This window comes from Polaromonas sp. (assembly GCF_029945685.1).
GTDB lineage: Bacteria > Pseudomonadota > Gammaproteobacteria > Burkholderiales > Burkholderiaceae_C > Polaromonas.
The window spans coordinates 123,884-136,994 of the sequence record NZ_JAQSDA010000007.1; the positions used below are offsets into that span (position 1 = coordinate 123,884).

A 13,111-nucleotide genomic window follows, 5' to 3' on the forward strand; every position below is an offset into this window, starting at 1 on the left:
AATTTGCAGCATGAACATTGCACCGGCCCAGCGCTCACAGATCGCCGAGATCTGCAGGCGCTATCACGTGCGCAAGATGAGCATGTTTGGGTCAGCAGCCATGGGGCAGGAGCGTCCTGAAAGCGATGTGGATTTGCTGGTGGAGTTCATTCCCGGTGAGGCCCCCAGCGGCTTTGCGCTGGTTGACATGCAGGACGAACTGTCGGCTGCGTTTGACGGACGGAAAATTGACCTGGCTTTTCCTTCCATTCTCCGCAATGCCTATCGGCGCATGGCCATTGAGCCGCAGTTGCGACCCGTTTTTGAATGACGATTGATCGCACGCCGGCACATCTGGCCGATAGGCCGCACCACGCAACGAGAGACCCGCTCGGGTGAGTTTCTCCGGTTCTATCGGTGAAAACACCATGAAAATCCAACATGAAATGTTCGAATTTCATGGTCTTTTGTTCCGATGAATACACGATTGAACGCAGTGACCCCCAGCATGCGTTTTGCCATGAACGACCTGAAGCTCGATAGTTTGTATGTGGTGTACCCGGGGCTGCATCGCTACAGGCTGGCCGACGGCATCGAGGCCGTGCCGCTTTGGGCCATGCTGCCCGGCGACCTTGCATGACCCGCATCGCCGTCATCGACTTTGAAACCACCGGCCTGTCACCCGCCATGGGCGACCGCGCCACCGAGGTGGCCATCGTGTTGCTTGAAAACGGAAACGTGGTGGACCGCTTCCAGAGCCTGATGAATGCGGGGGTGCATATTCCCGCCTTCATCACCCGCCTGACCGGCATCAGCAACGCCATGGTGGCCGCTGCGCCCGAAGCCGCCAGCGTCATGCGCGAGGCCAGCCGCTTTGTGGGCGACGCGCCCCTGGTGGCGCACAACGCGGCGTTTGACCGCAAGTTCTGGCAGGCCGAGCTGGCGCGTGCCGGTGCGGCGGCGGCGCAGCCCTTTGCCTGCACCCTGCTGGTGGCGCGCCGGCTCTACCCGCAGGCCCCCAGCCACAAGCTCGGCGTGCTGGTGGACTACCACCACCTGCCGCGCGCCGGACGTGCCCACCGGGCGCTGGCCGACGCGGAAATGGCCGCCTCGCTGCTGGGGCAGATCCAGTACGACCTGCGCACCCGCCACCGCGTGGGTCAGCCCGACCACGCCCTGCTGATGACCCTGCAGCGCTGCGCGAAACCCGCCGTTGCTGCCCTGATGGCGAAGTACGCCAGTGTCTGAGCGACGCTGAATCGCTATTAAAAGCGTAGCTGTTTGCGCCCGTCCATCAAGGGCCAGAGCCTTAAAACGCTCATAATCTGCGGCATGAGCACCCATACCCACTCCGCCACGCCGCTGTCCACCCACGACACCACCCGCATCGACGACACCCGCATAGGCGCGGTGCGCCCGCTGATCACGCCCGCCTTGCTGCAGGAGTGGCTGCCGGTGCCCGAAGCCAGCCTGAGCCTGGTGGAGCACAGCCGCGCGGCGATTTCGCGTGTGCTGCAGGGCGCCGATGACCGGCTGATCGTGGTGGTCGGGCCCTGCTCCATCCACGACCATGACCAGGCCATGGACTATGCCCGCCAGCTGAAAGTGCAGGCCGATGCGCTGGCCGGCGAGCTGCTGGTGGTGATGCGTGTGTACTTCGAGAAGCCGCGCACCACCGTGGGCTGGAAGGGCTACATCAACGACCCGCATATGGACGGCAGCTTTGCCATCAACGAAGGGCTGGAAATGGCGCGGCGCCTGCTGCTCGACGTGCTGGCTCTGGGCCTGCCGGTGGGCACCGAGTTTCTGGACCTGCTGAGCCCGCAGTTCCTCAGCGACCTGGTGAGCTGGGGCGCCATTGGCGCGCGTACCACCGAGAGCCCCAGCCACCGCCAGCTGGCCTCGGGCCTGAGCTGCCCGGTCGGCTTCAAGAACGGCACCGACGGCGGCATCAAGGTTGCCACCGACGCCATCCAGGCGGCGCAGGCGCAACACGCCTTCATGGGCATGACCAAGATGGGCCAGGCCGCAATTTTTGAAACCCGCGGCAATAACGACTGCCACGTGATTTTGCGCGGCGGCAAACAACCCAACTATGCAAAAGCCGACGTGGACGCTGCCTGCGCACTGCTGAAGGGCGCCGGCCTGCGCGAGCAGGTGATGATCGACGTGTCGCACGCCAACAGCAGCAAGCAGCACCAGCGCCAGATCACCGTGGCGGCCGAGGTGGCCCAGCAGATGGCGGCGGGTGACAAGCGCATCACCGGCCTCATGATCGAAAGCCACCTGCATGAAGGGCGGCAGGACATCGTGCCCGGCACGCCGTTGCGGCCTGGTGTGTCGGTGACAGATGCCTGTATCAGCATGGCGCAGACGGTGCCGGTGCTGGAGGAGTTGGCGCGGGCGGTGAGGGAGCGGCGTAAGGCCAAAACTTAACCGGTCCGACCGCGCTAATAGGGAGCGGAATCTGGTTTATAGAGGATGGGCATGGATGCCGCTTTTTCTTTCTAAGCGGTGATCTCGCTGGTATGCTGATCTCGATCAGTGTTAAATGACAAGTGCAGGAGTGCCGTTGCGTTTTTGGTGGGTTAATCAGAATCAGACTTACAAGCAAGAAGTGCTTGGGGGATATCTGTGGTCTCCCAAAACCAAAGCAAACGGCGCGCGCAATCCGTTCTACGAATTCATGCGTGAGGTTTCGCCGGGGGATATCATTTTTTCGTTCTGCGATGCAGAGATCAAGGCAATAGGAATTGCACAATCCAACGCGTACGAGGCTCCTAAACCTTTGGAGTTTGGCAACATTGGAGCTTATTGGGACTTGGTGGGTTGGCGAGTGGAGGTCAACTTTTCCAAACTAACTACGCCGATAAAGCCAGCTACTCACATCACGCTAATAAGGCCATATTTAGCGGAGAAATATGCACCTCTACGGAGTAATGGTTATGGCCAGCAGAGCACCTATCTCACTCGGTTGTCTGATCCCCTCGGTCGTTTGTTAATTGACCTTGTAGGAACCGAGGCGCGCATGATTGTTCAAGGCGCGCGGGTAGAGGACTTCTCTTTATCAACCCCCAATATTGGACAGGTTATCTGGGAGGAACACCAACTTAACGCACTTCGCCGTGACGAACATCTTATGGAGACGGAAAAGCAGTCCATTGTTCTTGCGCGTCGAGGCCAAGGATTGTTTCGACAACGAGTTTCCTCCGTAGAGCGCGCTTGCAGGGTAACCAAAGTGTCCCAACCGGAATATTTGCGTGCCAGTCATAGCAAACCCTGGCGCGACTCTGACAACGAAGAGAGATTGAATGGCGAAAATGGTTTGCTGCTGACCCCCGATGTCGACTTACTGTTTGATCGAGGGTTTCTGAGTTTCAAAGATAACGGTGATGTACTTGTATCTCCTGTCGCGGACCGGGTTTCAATGGAGAAGATGGGGCTGAGTACGGATCTCCTTCGTAATGTTGGTTCGTTTTCTGAGGGCCAAAAAGGATTTCTTCAGTTTCATAGGAAGAAGATTTTTTTGGAGGCAAGAGTGAGTAGAGACACGGAAAAAAGATGATTCTGAAAGAACTAGATCCATTCTCGGGCTATGGCGTGCGAGAGGTAGCAGGACGTAAAGCCGAAGAGCAAATGGCGTTCTATCTAAAACGATTTTTCGGCTCGAGTTCTGATGTTGATATTCTTAACTACCTGCGGATCGACCTGGCCGGCGAGGTAGCACAGATGGATCATCTGGTTCTACATCCTTATGGCTTGTTGGTAGTGGAAAGCAAAAGCGTCTCCGATGGCGTTCAAATTTCTGACGATGGTCAATGGCTACGGTGGTTCAACAGAAAACCATCCGGGATGCCTTCTCCTATTACGCAAGCGAGGATGCAAGCGGCGTTGCTGAAGGAGTTGCTAGAGAAGACAGTGAAGCAAAAAGGCTTTTTTGATGACGTAAGACTGGACGTGTTGGTGGCTATTTCCGATGGAGGGACCATTCGATGGCCGGCGTCTGGCGCATTGCCCGAAGTTTGCAAAGCGGATCAAGTGCCAGATCGCATCAATCAACGCATTGATCAGTTCCGTCGCATTCGCCAAATACCGGATGTATTGACCGCCACGTACCGACGTACCATCGCGGATTTTCTATTAAAAGTTCACAAACCACTTGAGCGCTATTCCCAAGCCGTTCAGCCGGCGTTGAAGGTGGCTGAATCCGTAGCCGTTTATAACGAGGGTGCAAGTACAACCATGGCAGTTAAGGCGGCCTCATCCCTCCCCGAGAAGGTTTGCAAGCACTGCGGGTCGTCGACGCTTGAGATTCGGTCAGGACAGTACGGATACTACTTTTTCTGTGTCTGTGGAAAGAACACGGCAATAAAGTTTCCCTGTAGCGCATGCAAGGGAGAAGGGCGGATCAGGAAGCATGGAAATGAGTTCTTCGCCGAATGCAAGGACTGTAATGCTTCAACGCTGTATCACCTCAACAAGAAAACCGGATGAGTTGAGCGGGTGACTGAAGATCCTAGCAACGTAACTTTGTTTACTAGCTTTGAGTGGCAATATTGCGTTTGCATTTCCGCATCGGTAAACTTTTCGCCCCATTTAACTTTCGAGGATCCATCATGTCCGATCCCTCCGACCTCCCCTCCAGCGTCATCTCCCACCTCTCCATAGGCACCAACGACTACCCACGTGCCCGGGCGTTTTACGACGCGGTGCTGGGCACGCTGCAGATCAAGCAGGTGATGACGCATGGCGAGTCGGTGGCTTACGGACGGGCCTTTCCGGAGTTCTGGGTCGGGCGGCCGCTCGATGGCGGGCGGGCTGCGCCGGGCAATGGCACACATATCAGCTTTCTGGCCAACTCGCCGGCGGAGGTGGATGCCTTTCATGTGCAGGCGCTGGCGCTGGGTGCAACCTGTGACGGGCCGCCCGGTTTGCGGCCGCATTACACGCCGACGTATTACGCGGCGTTTGTGCGCGACCTGGACGGCCACAAGATCGAGGCCATGTGTTTCACCGGGGCGGCGGGCTGAAGCGCTGGCAGGGGTGTGGCGGGGCCTGCTGGCTGGTTTTATGAATGAAATGGGCTGTTTGCGCTTATGGAGCTTGCGCAAGCAGCTATTAAATAAGTAGCAAAAGCGCGGCGGCTGCGAGGCGGGCCGCGGCCGCTTCGGCGCCTGCGGGCGAATGTGCAGGCGGCGCTGCCGGCCTGCCGGCGGGTGCTACCAGCGTGTTTCGCCCGCCACCCGTTCCACCTCGTCGATGGCGTAACGCGTGAACTCGTCGATCTCGGTGGCTTTGTCGAAGACGGCGTCGGCGCCTGCAGCCAGGCAGCGCTGGCGCATGGCCGGGGTGGCGTAGCCGGTCAGCACGACGATTTTTTGCCGCACCTCGCGGTTGCCGCAGCTCTTGATCACGTTCAGGCCGTTGCCCTGCAGCAGAAACAGGTCGACCACGGCCAGGTCCCAGTCGCTGGGGTGGTCGGCGAGCCATTGGCAGGCCTCGTCTTCGGTGCTGGCGCCGCCCACCACGCGGGCGCCCACCAGCTCTTGCAGGGACTCGGCGAGGTTGTCACGGATGACGGGGCTGTCTTCGACCAGAAAAATTCGCAGGCGCATCAGGGGACCGGTAGAAAAAGTAGCCGCCTGGGCAGCAGGCGGGCGGGGGGCAGAAAACTCTTTGAAGGAGTCTACACAAGGACGGGGCCTGCCCTGAAACCCTTGGTGGAGGCCGGGCTGGCTGCGGCTTTTTCAAGCGGGCTCTGTATGACATAAAGCAAAGCCACGCGCCATAAAAGGCGTAACTTGCTGCCATGGCCCAACCCGGCAGTATGGCCGGCGCGGGGACCCTTTTCCCTTTCATCCCCCTTCATTCCAAGGAGTGCACCATGTCCAGCAGCAAGAACCAGAACCCGCGCGACAAGCAGCCCCCCCACACCGGCAAGGTGGAAAACGACGCCAACAAGATGGGCGAGCAGGACGCCACCCAGCTGAACCAGGGCAAACGCACGCCCGACAGCCGCAGCGACCGCGAGGCGCATGTGGGTGGCAGCAACCAGTCGCAGGCGCGGCGCGGGAAAACCACCGGGCACTGAGGCGGCCGGTTCAGGGGCTGGCGCTTCTCCGTTCGGGCTGAGCCTGTCGAAGCCCTTCGACAAGTTCAGGGCGAACGGTGGTGGGTTGCTGGTCATGGTTGATGCCGCACCGATTTTTACAAGCGAAATCGGCCCCAGGCCCCTGATGGGTATGCGCCAGCAGCTATGTTTGTCATAGCGGGCTGATGGTGATTGCCTTGCTGGATCAATCGCACCCTCGCTGGTACCATTGCGCCACGATGCATCCCCTCATCACGCAAAAGCGCGCGGACATTGCGCGCATCTGTCAGCGCCTGCACATCCAGCGGCTGGAAGTGTTTGGATCAGCCGCGCGCGGCACCGACTTCGATCCACTGCGCAGCGATGCCGATTTTCTGGTGGAATTTGCCCCCGGCGCCAAGCGCGGGCTTGATGGCTACTTTGCGCTCAAGTCGGAGTTGGAGCAGTTGCTCGGGCGCGGTGTTGACCTGGTGGAGCCGCGCAGCGTGCGCAACCCGTACGTGCTGGCAGGCATCAACAGCGCGCGTGAAGTGGTTTATGCAGCGTGACCCGCGGGCCTGGCTTTGGGACGTGCCTTAGTGCAGTGCTGCACGCTATCTGGAACATAAAAGCGCGTCTTTTGGGCCATGGCTGTGTTGCAAATCCGCGCGATACCCAGGGTATCGCTGTGGTTTGCGCCTAGCCCTGACCCAAAATCCATCGCTTTTATTCGTTCCATCAAGCATGCAACACTGCACTGGCTGCCGCTGCCATCAAGCAGTTCACAGCCGGGCTGAACGCCGATAGCTACGCTCATACGCCGCTGGTTTATTCAGCGGTGGAGCGGAAGTTTGAAATCATCGGCGAGGCGCTGAACCAATTGGACAAGTCGCAAGCTGAACTGGCCGCCCGTATTCCCCACCTGCCGCAAATCGTGGCGTTCAGAAACCAGCTCATCCATGGTTATGCGCGGGTAGATCACGACACGGTTTGGGACGTCATTGAACACTCACTACCGGCGCTGCAAGCCGTGGTCAATGAGTTGCTGCAGGAGCTCGGTCAGGACTGATGTGGCCAGGGCCGGGGTGACGGGCGCTGTGATCCAGAGTGGTATTTGCATGAAAATCGGCTTCTAGCCCTTTTTCCACCTGCGCTGACAGCTATGAATTCAATAGCGACGCGGCGCCAGCCTGCGCAACCAATTCGGCCCGAATGGCATGGCGGTGCGCGCCGCGGGCGCTCATAATCGCTTCCATACTTTGAGGAGATGGCGGTGGCAATTCTGATTCTGGGTCTGGTGCTTTTTCTGGGTGTGCATTCCACACGTATCGTGGCCGACGGCTGGCGGACGGCAACGATAGGCCGCGTGGGCGAGCTGCCGTGGAAGGCCGTTTACGCGCTGCTGTCGATCGTCGGTTTTGTGCTGATCGTCTGGGGCTTTGGGCTGGCGCGGCAGCAGCCGGTGCAGCTGTGGCTGCCGCCGCGCGGCATGCGGCACCTGGCTTCGTTGCTGACACTGATTTCCTTTGTGCTGCTGGCGGCCACCTATGTGCCGCGCAACGCGATCAAGGCGCGGCTGCATCACCCCATGGTGCTGGGCGTGAAGGTGTGGGCGCTGGCGCACCTGCTGGCCAACGGCAACCTGGCGCATGTGGTGCTTTTTGGTTCTTTCCTGGTGTGGGGCGTGCTGAGCTTTCGCGCAGCGCGCGGGCGTGACCGGGCTGCCGGCACGGTGTACCCGGCCGGTACGGCCGCGGGCACGGGCATCACGGTGGTGGTGGGCGCGGCGGCCTGGGCGGTGTTTGCCTTCTGGGCGCACGGCTACCTGATCGGCATCCGGCCCATTGGTTGAGTTTTACTAGTCAAATCGGGCTGCAGCCCTTGTGTGACGGGCGCGGACAGCTCTTGAATTAATAGCACCGGCGCGCCCCCCGCAGAGGGCTTGCGCGCTGAGGCGCAGCGCTCAGGGCGCAACGGCGGTCTTGATCCAGGCGATGATTTCGTCGCTCGCCACGCGCGGGGTGTCCAGGTGGCCGCCGGAGACTTCCAGGTATTTGTTTTTCGGGTTGGCGGGCAGTTTGTCGACGTAGTACCCGCGAATCCACTTGAACAGCGGGTCTTTTTCGCCGATGACCGTCATCACGGCAACTTTGGCCGGTATGCGCGGCGCGGTGACCGACATTTCTGCGTCGGATGTCGGGTCGAAGTACGACAAATAGTCCTTCGCGGTGGTGACCACGGTCTGCTGCTTGCCCTGGTTGATGTCGCTGAAGCGCTCACGCGTATCGCCCTTGCCGGCGGCCACCAGCGCCCGCGCTTCGTTGATGCTGTCATGCACCACCTTGCCCCAGGGCTGGGTGTAGTAACTCACCGGCGCGTGGCCCGGCGCGAGCCCGACCAGGGCATCCACATCGCCGCCCCGCGCGGCATACGCCATGCCGGTGGGCACCCCCATGCTGTGGCCGATGATCACGATTTTTGTGGCGCCCTGGTCGCGCAGGCTCTTGATGTGGCCGCCTATCTCGGCCATGGCCTTGTCCAGCCCGCCGTCGAGGTAGCGGCCCCGTGACCAGGGCATGTCGGGCACGGTGGCGAGCCAGCCCTGGCGCTCGAAAGTGCCTTTGAGCGGGCTGAAGTTCGGGTCCATGTTGCTGCCCGGATTTTTGCCATGCAGCATCAGCACGCCGATGCGCTCCTGCGCGGCGACGGGCGCGGCGGCCAGGGCAAGGGTGGCAAGGGCACAGGCGCAGAACAGGCGACGCAGCATGGGTGGACTTTCCTGGTGGTTGAACGGCCGGGGCAGCGGCCGCGGCGGGTCGGATGGCGCCAGTGTAGGCAGGCCCCGGGCCGCCGGGGAGGGGGAAAGCCCGTCCCCTGTTTATGGGGGGTGGGGCCCGTGCCTAGGAGTTGTCGCTGTCGTCGCGGCTGCTGCGCCAGATGGCGCGCACCAGCCACAGGCCGCCCAGCACGGCACCAAGAAAGCCGAGAAAACCGAACACCGGCAGGCCCATCAGCGTGGGGCCGCCCTGCACCGTCATGACGATGGACGAGCCGATGATGAGCGCGGCAATCACCAGCGCCATGGCCAGCCGGTTGGCGGCGCGGTTGAGCTGGTCGCCCACGCGTTTGAGGTGGGCCAGCTCGATGCCGACGCTCAGGTGGCCGCGGCGCGCGTTGCGCAGCAGGCGCGAGACGTCGTGCGGCAGCTGCTCGGCCACGGTCAGGGCGCGGCGCAGGGTTTTCCAGGCGCGGCCGGCCAGCACCTCGGGCTGGTAACGGGCGCGCAGCACCTGGCGCAGCATGGGTGTGGCCTCGGTGGCCATGTGAAAGCCCGGGTCCAGCCCGCGGCCCATGCCCTCGAGCGAGATGAAGGCCTTGATCAGCAGCGCCATGTCGGGCGGCAGGCCCAGGTGGTGCTCGCGCAGCAGGGTGGTGACGTCGCCCAGCATCTGGCCCAGGCTGAGCTCGGCCAGCGGCGTGCCGTGGTACTGGTCGACAAAGGCCTCGATCTCGGTTTCGAGCTGCCCGAGGTGGGTGCCCTGGCTGTCACCGGTCCATTCAAGCAGCACGTCGGCCACGGCATGCGCCTGCCGCTCGACCAGGCCCAGCAGCAGCTGCAGCAGCTCTTCGCGCCGGCGCTCGGACAGGCGCCCGACCATGCCGAAGTCGATGAAGGCGATGCCGTTGCCGGGCAGGTAAAACACGTTGCCGGGGTGCGGGTCGGCGTGGAAAAAGCCGTCTTCCACAATCATCTTGAGCACCGCGCGCGCGCCGCGCTGGGCCAGCAGGGTGCGGTCGAAGCCGGCCTCGGGGGTGAGCTGGTCGAGTCGGTCGCCGGGGATGCCGCCCACGAAGTCCTGCACGTTCACGCGCTCGCCGGTGTGCGCCCAGTGCACGCGCGGAATCACGATCCACGGCAGCGGCGCCATGTTGGCGGCGATGCGTTCGGCATGGCGGCACTCGGCGGCCAGGTCCAGCTCGCGGCGCAGGGACTTGACCAGTTCGCGCACCAGCTGCTGCGGGCGGTAGGGCTTGAGCGCGGGCATTTCGGCCTCCACCAGCGCGGCCAGGCGGCCGAGCAGGTGCAGGTCGGCCTCAATCACCTCGGTGATGCCGGGGCGGCGTATCTTGACGATGACTTCGGTGCCGTCTTTCAGTTGCGCGCGGTGCACCTGGGCAATCGACGCGGCGGCCAGCGGCTCGGTGTCGAAGCGGGCAAACACGTCTTCGGGCTCGCCGCCCAGGTCCTCGCGCAGCTGCGGGCGCAGTTGCTCGAAGGGCACGGCGGGCACGTGGTTGTGGAGTTTTTCGAACTCGGCGATCCACTCGGGGCCGAACAGGTCGGCACGGCCGGCCAGGATCTGCCCGAGCTTGACGAAGGCCGGGCCCAGCTCTTCCAGGGCCAGCCGCACCTGCACCGGCGGCGCGATGCGGGCCAGGTCGGCGGCATGCTCCCAGTGCAGGGCGTGGCCGGCGCGCTCGAGCCGGTCGGCCAGGCCGAGGCGGCGCACGCTGTCGCCGAAGCCGTGGCGGATCAGCACGCCGGCGATGTCGTTGAGGCGGCCCATGTCGCGCGCGGCGCCCAGAGTCTCTGTCAGCATGGGGCGATGATAGCCCCGCGCCGGGGTTTCATGCCCAATGTGCCTGCAGCCCTTGTTGCGCTTGCGCAAGCAGCTATGAAAATGGGAGTGTCTGCAAGGGGCGCGGGCCCCTCGGGCTAACATGAAACCGCGGCCGCCGCGGCGCGCCGGCCGCTAAACCCATGCACCCGGGTGCGACAAACCGCAGGTTTTGACACGCAGGCTCAGGGTGAAAGAATGGGGCCTGGGCCCGCCGGGCCGCTGTGTTTATTTCTTGAACTGGAGTTGCATGTCACGCTTGACCCGTTTGGCCGGATGGCTGGTTTCCCTGAGTCTGGGCACCTTGGTGCTCACCCACGCTGTTGAGGCGCGCGAGATGGTCAGCGTGAACCGGCCGGAGATCAACATGCGCGCCGGCGCGGGCACCGGGTACGCCGCGCGCTGGGCACTGAACAGGGGCTACCCGCTGGAAGTGACCGGCCGCAAGGGGCCGTGGCTGAAGGTGCGTGATTTTGAGAACGATGCCGGCTGGGTCTTTCGCCCGCTGGTCGGCAAGACACCGCACCACGTGGTGAAGGCGCCGGTGGCCAACATCCGCAGCGCGCCCGGCACGGGCAGCGCCATTGTGGGCAAGGCCGGGCGCGGCGAGGTGCTGCGCACGCTGGATCGTCAGGGCAGCTGGGTCAAGGTCCAGCCCGAGAGTGGCCGCAAGGGCTGGGTGGCACGCCGTCTGCTCTGGGGCTGGTGAGGCGGCAGAAACGCGCAAGCCCGCAACGGGTTGGCGCTGCGGGCTTGACGACAAAGGGGCGGGGCCGTGGCCGGCCCCGTAGCCTCTTATTGGGCGGCGTTGAAAGGCTGGCCGGCCACCCGGACACCGTTGTTCACCACCTGGCGCTGCGCGAGGTAACGCGAGCCGCTGTCTTCACCACCGAAGGCGGCGACTTCATTGCGGGAGGCGATGTACTCGGCGACCACCTGGGCGCGCGAGGCTGTGCTCTGGAACTTGGCCAGCGGGTTGTACTGGGTGGACCAGGGGCTGGTGCCCGACTTTTTGAACTGGTCGAGTTCGGCGCGCACTTCAGCGCGGCTCTTGCTGCTGTTGAAAGGCGTGGTGTCGATGGTGATGTCGTCGGCAAAGGCGTTGCCGGCTACAGCTGCGGCGGCGATGACGAGGGCGGAGGCGATTTTGCGGTTCATGATCAGGGTTCCTTGAAAAGTGGATGACAAATCCGGGCATGGCGGGCCCTGGTGGCCCGTCTGTTTCCAGCCTCGGTGAGTCCTTGCTTGAAAGTGGTGGCTCATCGATGAAAAGCAGATGGGTGGCAACCCGCCAGCAACAAGTTGCCGCTTCGTCGATGCTCTATTCCTGTTCTGGCAACAATGCTGGCGGTGCCGGACGAGGCCCTGCCGGCCCGGCCTTGCCGCCGGGCCGGCAGGGCGCGTGATAGGCTGCCGGGGGCCTTGAACAAATTTTCAGTGCACCAGCATTCAGCAGCGGGAGCGTCTCCATGAAACTGTTTTTACGAAGCTTTCTTTTTTTGACAGCCGGCTTGCTGGTTCTCGTCGCGGTGGCACTGGTGGCCACCTGGGCGCCGGACCAGCCGGTGGAGGCGCTCAAGCCGCGCTGGGCGCAGCCGCCCTCGCAGTTCATCCCCATCGACGGCATGCAGGTGCACCTGCGCGACGAGGGGCCGAAGGACGACCCGCTGCCGATCGTGCTGATCCACGGCACCTCGGCCAGCCTGCACACCTGGGAGGGCTGGGCCACGGCCTTGCGCGGGCAGCGGCGCGTGATCCGTTTTGACCTGCCGGGTTTTGCGCTGACCGGGCCGAACCGGCAGAACGACTATTCCGTCGATGCCTATGTGCGTTTTGTCACGGCCGTGGTGGACCAGCTGGGGGTTCAGCGTTTTGTGCTGGCCGGCAATTCGCTGGGCGGGCAGGTGGCCTGGGCGACGGCGGTGGCGTTGCCGCAGCGGGTGGCGCGGCTGGTGCTGGTCGATGCCAGCGGTTACCCGCCGGAGTCGGCCAGCGTACCGCCTACGCTGCCGCTGGGGTTTCGCATTGCGCGCACGCCCGGGCTGCGGGTGCTGACGCAGTACACGCTGCCGCGCAGCATTGTGGAGAAAAGCGTGCGCAACGTGTATGGCGACCCGTCGAAAGTGACGCCTGAACTGGTGGACCTGTACCGGGACATGACCCTGCGCGCGGGCAACCGCCAGGCGCTGGGCCGGCGCCTGGACCAGGGCTACAGCGGCAATGTGGCCGGGTTGAAGGCGCTGGCCGTGCCCACGCTGATCCTGTGGGGCGGGCGTGACCGCCTGATTCCGCTGGAGTTCGGCCAGCGTTTTGCGCGCGACATCGCCGGCAGCCGGCTGGTGGTGTTTGACGAGCTGGGCCACGTGCCGCACGAGGAAGACCCGGCGCGCACGGTGGCGGTGGTGAAGGCGTTTCTGGGTTTGTAAGCGGCTTCCCGGGTGCT

Annotated in this window: 17 protein-coding genes; 13 read left to right on the forward strand and 4 right to left on the reverse strand. The window is 63.0% G+C overall.

The genetic code is table 11. The annotated features are described in order from the left end of the window. Window positions 1-10 precede the first annotated feature (10 nt). From PSV26_RS04550 to PSV26_RS04580, 7 genes are all read left to right on the forward strand, one after another. Window positions 11-310, forward strand: coding sequence for a nucleotidyltransferase domain-containing protein (locus tag PSV26_RS04550; RefSeq protein WP_096670881.1), 300 nt, complete (start codon window positions 11-13; stop codon window positions 308-310). Between the two features lie 156 nt (window positions 311-466). Further along, window positions 467-619, forward strand: coding sequence for a hypothetical protein (locus tag PSV26_RS04555; RefSeq protein WP_300568280.1), 153 nt, complete (start codon window positions 467-469; stop codon window positions 617-619). Beyond that, entirely contained in the window at window positions 616-1,227 is a 612-nt protein-coding gene (locus PSV26_RS04560) for a 3'-5' exonuclease (RefSeq protein ID WP_300568283.1), read from the forward strand. Before PSV26_RS04555 ends, PSV26_RS04560 begins: the two co-directional genes overlap by 4 nt. Before the next feature lie 84 nt (window positions 1,228-1,311). Next, entirely contained in the window at window positions 1,312-2,415 is a 1,104-nt protein-coding gene (locus PSV26_RS04565) for a 3-deoxy-7-phosphoheptulonate synthase (RefSeq protein WP_300568286.1), read from the forward strand. 115 nt (window positions 2,416-2,530) lie between these two features. Beyond that, window positions 2,531-3,544, forward strand: coding sequence for an HNH endonuclease signature motif containing protein (locus tag PSV26_RS04570; RefSeq protein WP_300568288.1), 1,014 nt, complete (start codon window positions 2,531-2,533; stop codon window positions 3,542-3,544). Beyond that, window positions 3,541-4,473, forward strand: coding sequence for an NERD domain-containing protein (locus PSV26_RS04575; RefSeq protein WP_300568290.1), 933 nt, complete (start codon window positions 3,541-3,543; stop codon window positions 4,471-4,473). Before PSV26_RS04570 ends, PSV26_RS04575 begins: the two co-directional genes overlap by 4 nt. 122 nt (window positions 4,474-4,595) lie before the next feature. Next, window positions 4,596-5,009, forward strand: a complete 414-nt coding sequence (locus tag PSV26_RS04580; RefSeq protein ID WP_300568293.1) for a VOC family protein — start codon at window positions 4,596-4,598, stop codon at window positions 5,007-5,009. 189 nt (window positions 5,010-5,198) lie between these two features. On the opposite strand, the gene PSV26_RS04585 is transcribed toward PSV26_RS04580, so the two are convergent. Further along, on the reverse strand, window positions 5,199-5,594 hold the full coding sequence (locus PSV26_RS04585; RefSeq protein ID WP_300568296.1) for a response regulator: 396 nt from the start codon (window positions 5,592-5,594) through the stop codon (window positions 5,199-5,201). Window positions 5,595-5,863: 269 nt separating this feature from the next. Here PSV26_RS04585 and PSV26_RS04590 point away from each other — a divergent pair, with 269 nt between their 5' ends. The 4 genes from PSV26_RS04590 to PSV26_RS04605 all read left to right on the forward strand — a co-directional run bounded on the left by PSV26_RS04590 (window position 5,864) and on the right by PSV26_RS04605 (window position 7,901). Continuing rightward, the gene (locus PSV26_RS04590) at window positions 5,864-6,070 is read left to right on the forward strand and encodes a hypothetical protein (RefSeq protein WP_300515291.1); all 207 of its coding nucleotides are present in this window, start codon (window positions 5,864-5,866) and stop codon (window positions 6,068-6,070) included. 239 nt (window positions 6,071-6,309) lie between these two features. Next, on the forward strand, window positions 6,310-6,618 hold the full coding sequence (locus tag PSV26_RS04595) for a nucleotidyltransferase domain-containing protein (protein ID WP_096699076.1): 309 nt from the start codon (window positions 6,310-6,312) through the stop codon (window positions 6,616-6,618). Between the two features lie 203 nt (window positions 6,619-6,821). Then, window positions 6,822-7,118 (forward strand): HepT-like ribonuclease domain-containing protein, encoded by a 297-nt coding sequence (locus PSV26_RS04600; RefSeq protein ID WP_300568622.1) that lies wholly within the window; start codon window positions 6,822-6,824, stop codon window positions 7,116-7,118. Window positions 7,119-7,322: 204 nt separating this feature from the next. Then, window positions 7,323-7,901: an NnrU family protein gene (locus PSV26_RS04605; RefSeq protein WP_300568299.1), complete on the forward strand. Its 579-nt coding sequence runs from the start codon at window positions 7,323-7,325 to the stop codon at window positions 7,899-7,901. 111 nt (window positions 7,902-8,012) lie between these two features. On the opposite strand, the gene PSV26_RS04610 is transcribed toward PSV26_RS04605, so the two are convergent. After that, on the reverse strand, window positions 8,013-8,816 hold the full coding sequence (locus PSV26_RS04610; protein WP_300568302.1) for an alpha/beta fold hydrolase: 804 nt from the start codon (window positions 8,814-8,816) through the stop codon (window positions 8,013-8,015). Window positions 8,817-8,949: 133 nt separating this feature from the next. Beyond that, window positions 8,950-10,650: an AarF/UbiB family protein gene (locus tag PSV26_RS04615; RefSeq protein ID WP_300568304.1), complete on the reverse strand. Its 1,701-nt coding sequence runs from the start codon at window positions 10,648-10,650 to the stop codon at window positions 8,950-8,952. 268 nt (window positions 10,651-10,918) lie between these two features. On the opposite strand from PSV26_RS04615, the gene PSV26_RS04620 reads away from it, so the two are divergent. Continuing rightward, window positions 10,919-11,377: an SH3 domain-containing protein gene (locus PSV26_RS04620; protein ID WP_300568307.1), complete on the forward strand. Its 459-nt coding sequence runs from the start codon at window positions 10,919-10,921 to the stop codon at window positions 11,375-11,377. An 86-nt stretch (window positions 11,378-11,463) separates the two neighbouring features. On the opposite strand, the gene PSV26_RS04625 is transcribed toward PSV26_RS04620, so the two are convergent. Beyond that, complete coding sequence (locus tag PSV26_RS04625) at window positions 11,464-11,826, reverse strand: DUF4148 domain-containing protein (protein WP_300515277.1); 363 nt, start codon at window positions 11,824-11,826, stop codon at window positions 11,464-11,466. A gap of 311 nt (window positions 11,827-12,137) precedes the next feature. On the opposite strand from PSV26_RS04625, the gene PSV26_RS04630 reads away from it, so the two are divergent. Next, a complete protein-coding gene (locus tag PSV26_RS04630) occupies window positions 12,138-13,094 on the forward strand; it encodes an alpha/beta hydrolase (protein WP_300568310.1) in 957 nt (318 codons plus the stop codon). Window positions 13,095-13,111: the final 17 nt, after the last annotated feature.

What these genes read in the sequence shown, in the direction of transcription:
- PSV26_RS04620 (WP_300568307.1), top strand. Translation starts at nt 10,919, where the DNA reads ATGTCACGCTTGACCCGTTTGGCCGGATGGCTGGTTTCCCTGAGTCTG.
- PSV26_RS04570 (WP_300568288.1), top strand. Translation starts at nt 2,531, where the DNA reads ATGACAAGTGCAGGAGTGCCGTTGCGTTTTTGGTGGGTTAATCAGAAT.
- PSV26_RS04615 (WP_300568304.1), bottom strand. Translation starts at nt 10,650, where the DNA reads ATGCTGACAGAGACTCTGGGCGCCGCGCGCGACATGGGCCGCCTCAAC.
- PSV26_RS04585 (WP_300568296.1), bottom strand. Translation starts at nt 5,594, where the DNA reads ATGCGCCTGCGAATTTTTCTGGTCGAAGACAGCCCCGTCATCCGTGAC.
- PSV26_RS04625 (WP_300515277.1), bottom strand. Translation starts at nt 11,826, where the DNA reads ATGAACCGCAAAATCGCCTCCGCCCTCGTCATCGCCGCCGCAGCTGTA.
- PSV26_RS04630 (WP_300568310.1), top strand. Translation starts at nt 12,138, where the DNA reads ATGAAACTGTTTTTACGAAGCTTTCTTTTTTTGACAGCCGGCTTGCTG.
- PSV26_RS04565 (WP_300568286.1), top strand. Translation starts at nt 1,312, where the DNA reads ATGAGCACCCATACCCACTCCGCCACGCCGCTGTCCACCCACGACACC.
- PSV26_RS04590 (WP_300515291.1), top strand. Translation starts at nt 5,864, where the DNA reads ATGTCCAGCAGCAAGAACCAGAACCCGCGCGACAAGCAGCCCCCCCAC.
- PSV26_RS04595 (WP_096699076.1), top strand. Translation starts at nt 6,310, where the DNA reads ATGCATCCCCTCATCACGCAAAAGCGCGCGGACATTGCGCGCATCTGT.
- PSV26_RS04560 (WP_300568283.1), top strand. Translation starts at nt 616, where the DNA reads ATGACCCGCATCGCCGTCATCGACTTTGAAACCACCGGCCTGTCACCC.
- PSV26_RS04575 (WP_300568290.1), top strand. Translation starts at nt 3,541, where the DNA reads ATGATTCTGAAAGAACTAGATCCATTCTCGGGCTATGGCGTGCGAGAG.
- PSV26_RS04610 (WP_300568302.1), bottom strand. Translation starts at nt 8,816, where the DNA reads ATGCTGCGTCGCCTGTTCTGCGCCTGTGCCCTTGCCACCCTTGCCCTG.
- PSV26_RS04580 (WP_300568293.1), top strand. Translation starts at nt 4,596, where the DNA reads ATGTCCGATCCCTCCGACCTCCCCTCCAGCGTCATCTCCCACCTCTCC.
- PSV26_RS04550 (WP_096670881.1), top strand. Translation starts at nt 11, where the DNA reads ATGAACATTGCACCGGCCCAGCGCTCACAGATCGCCGAGATCTGCAGG.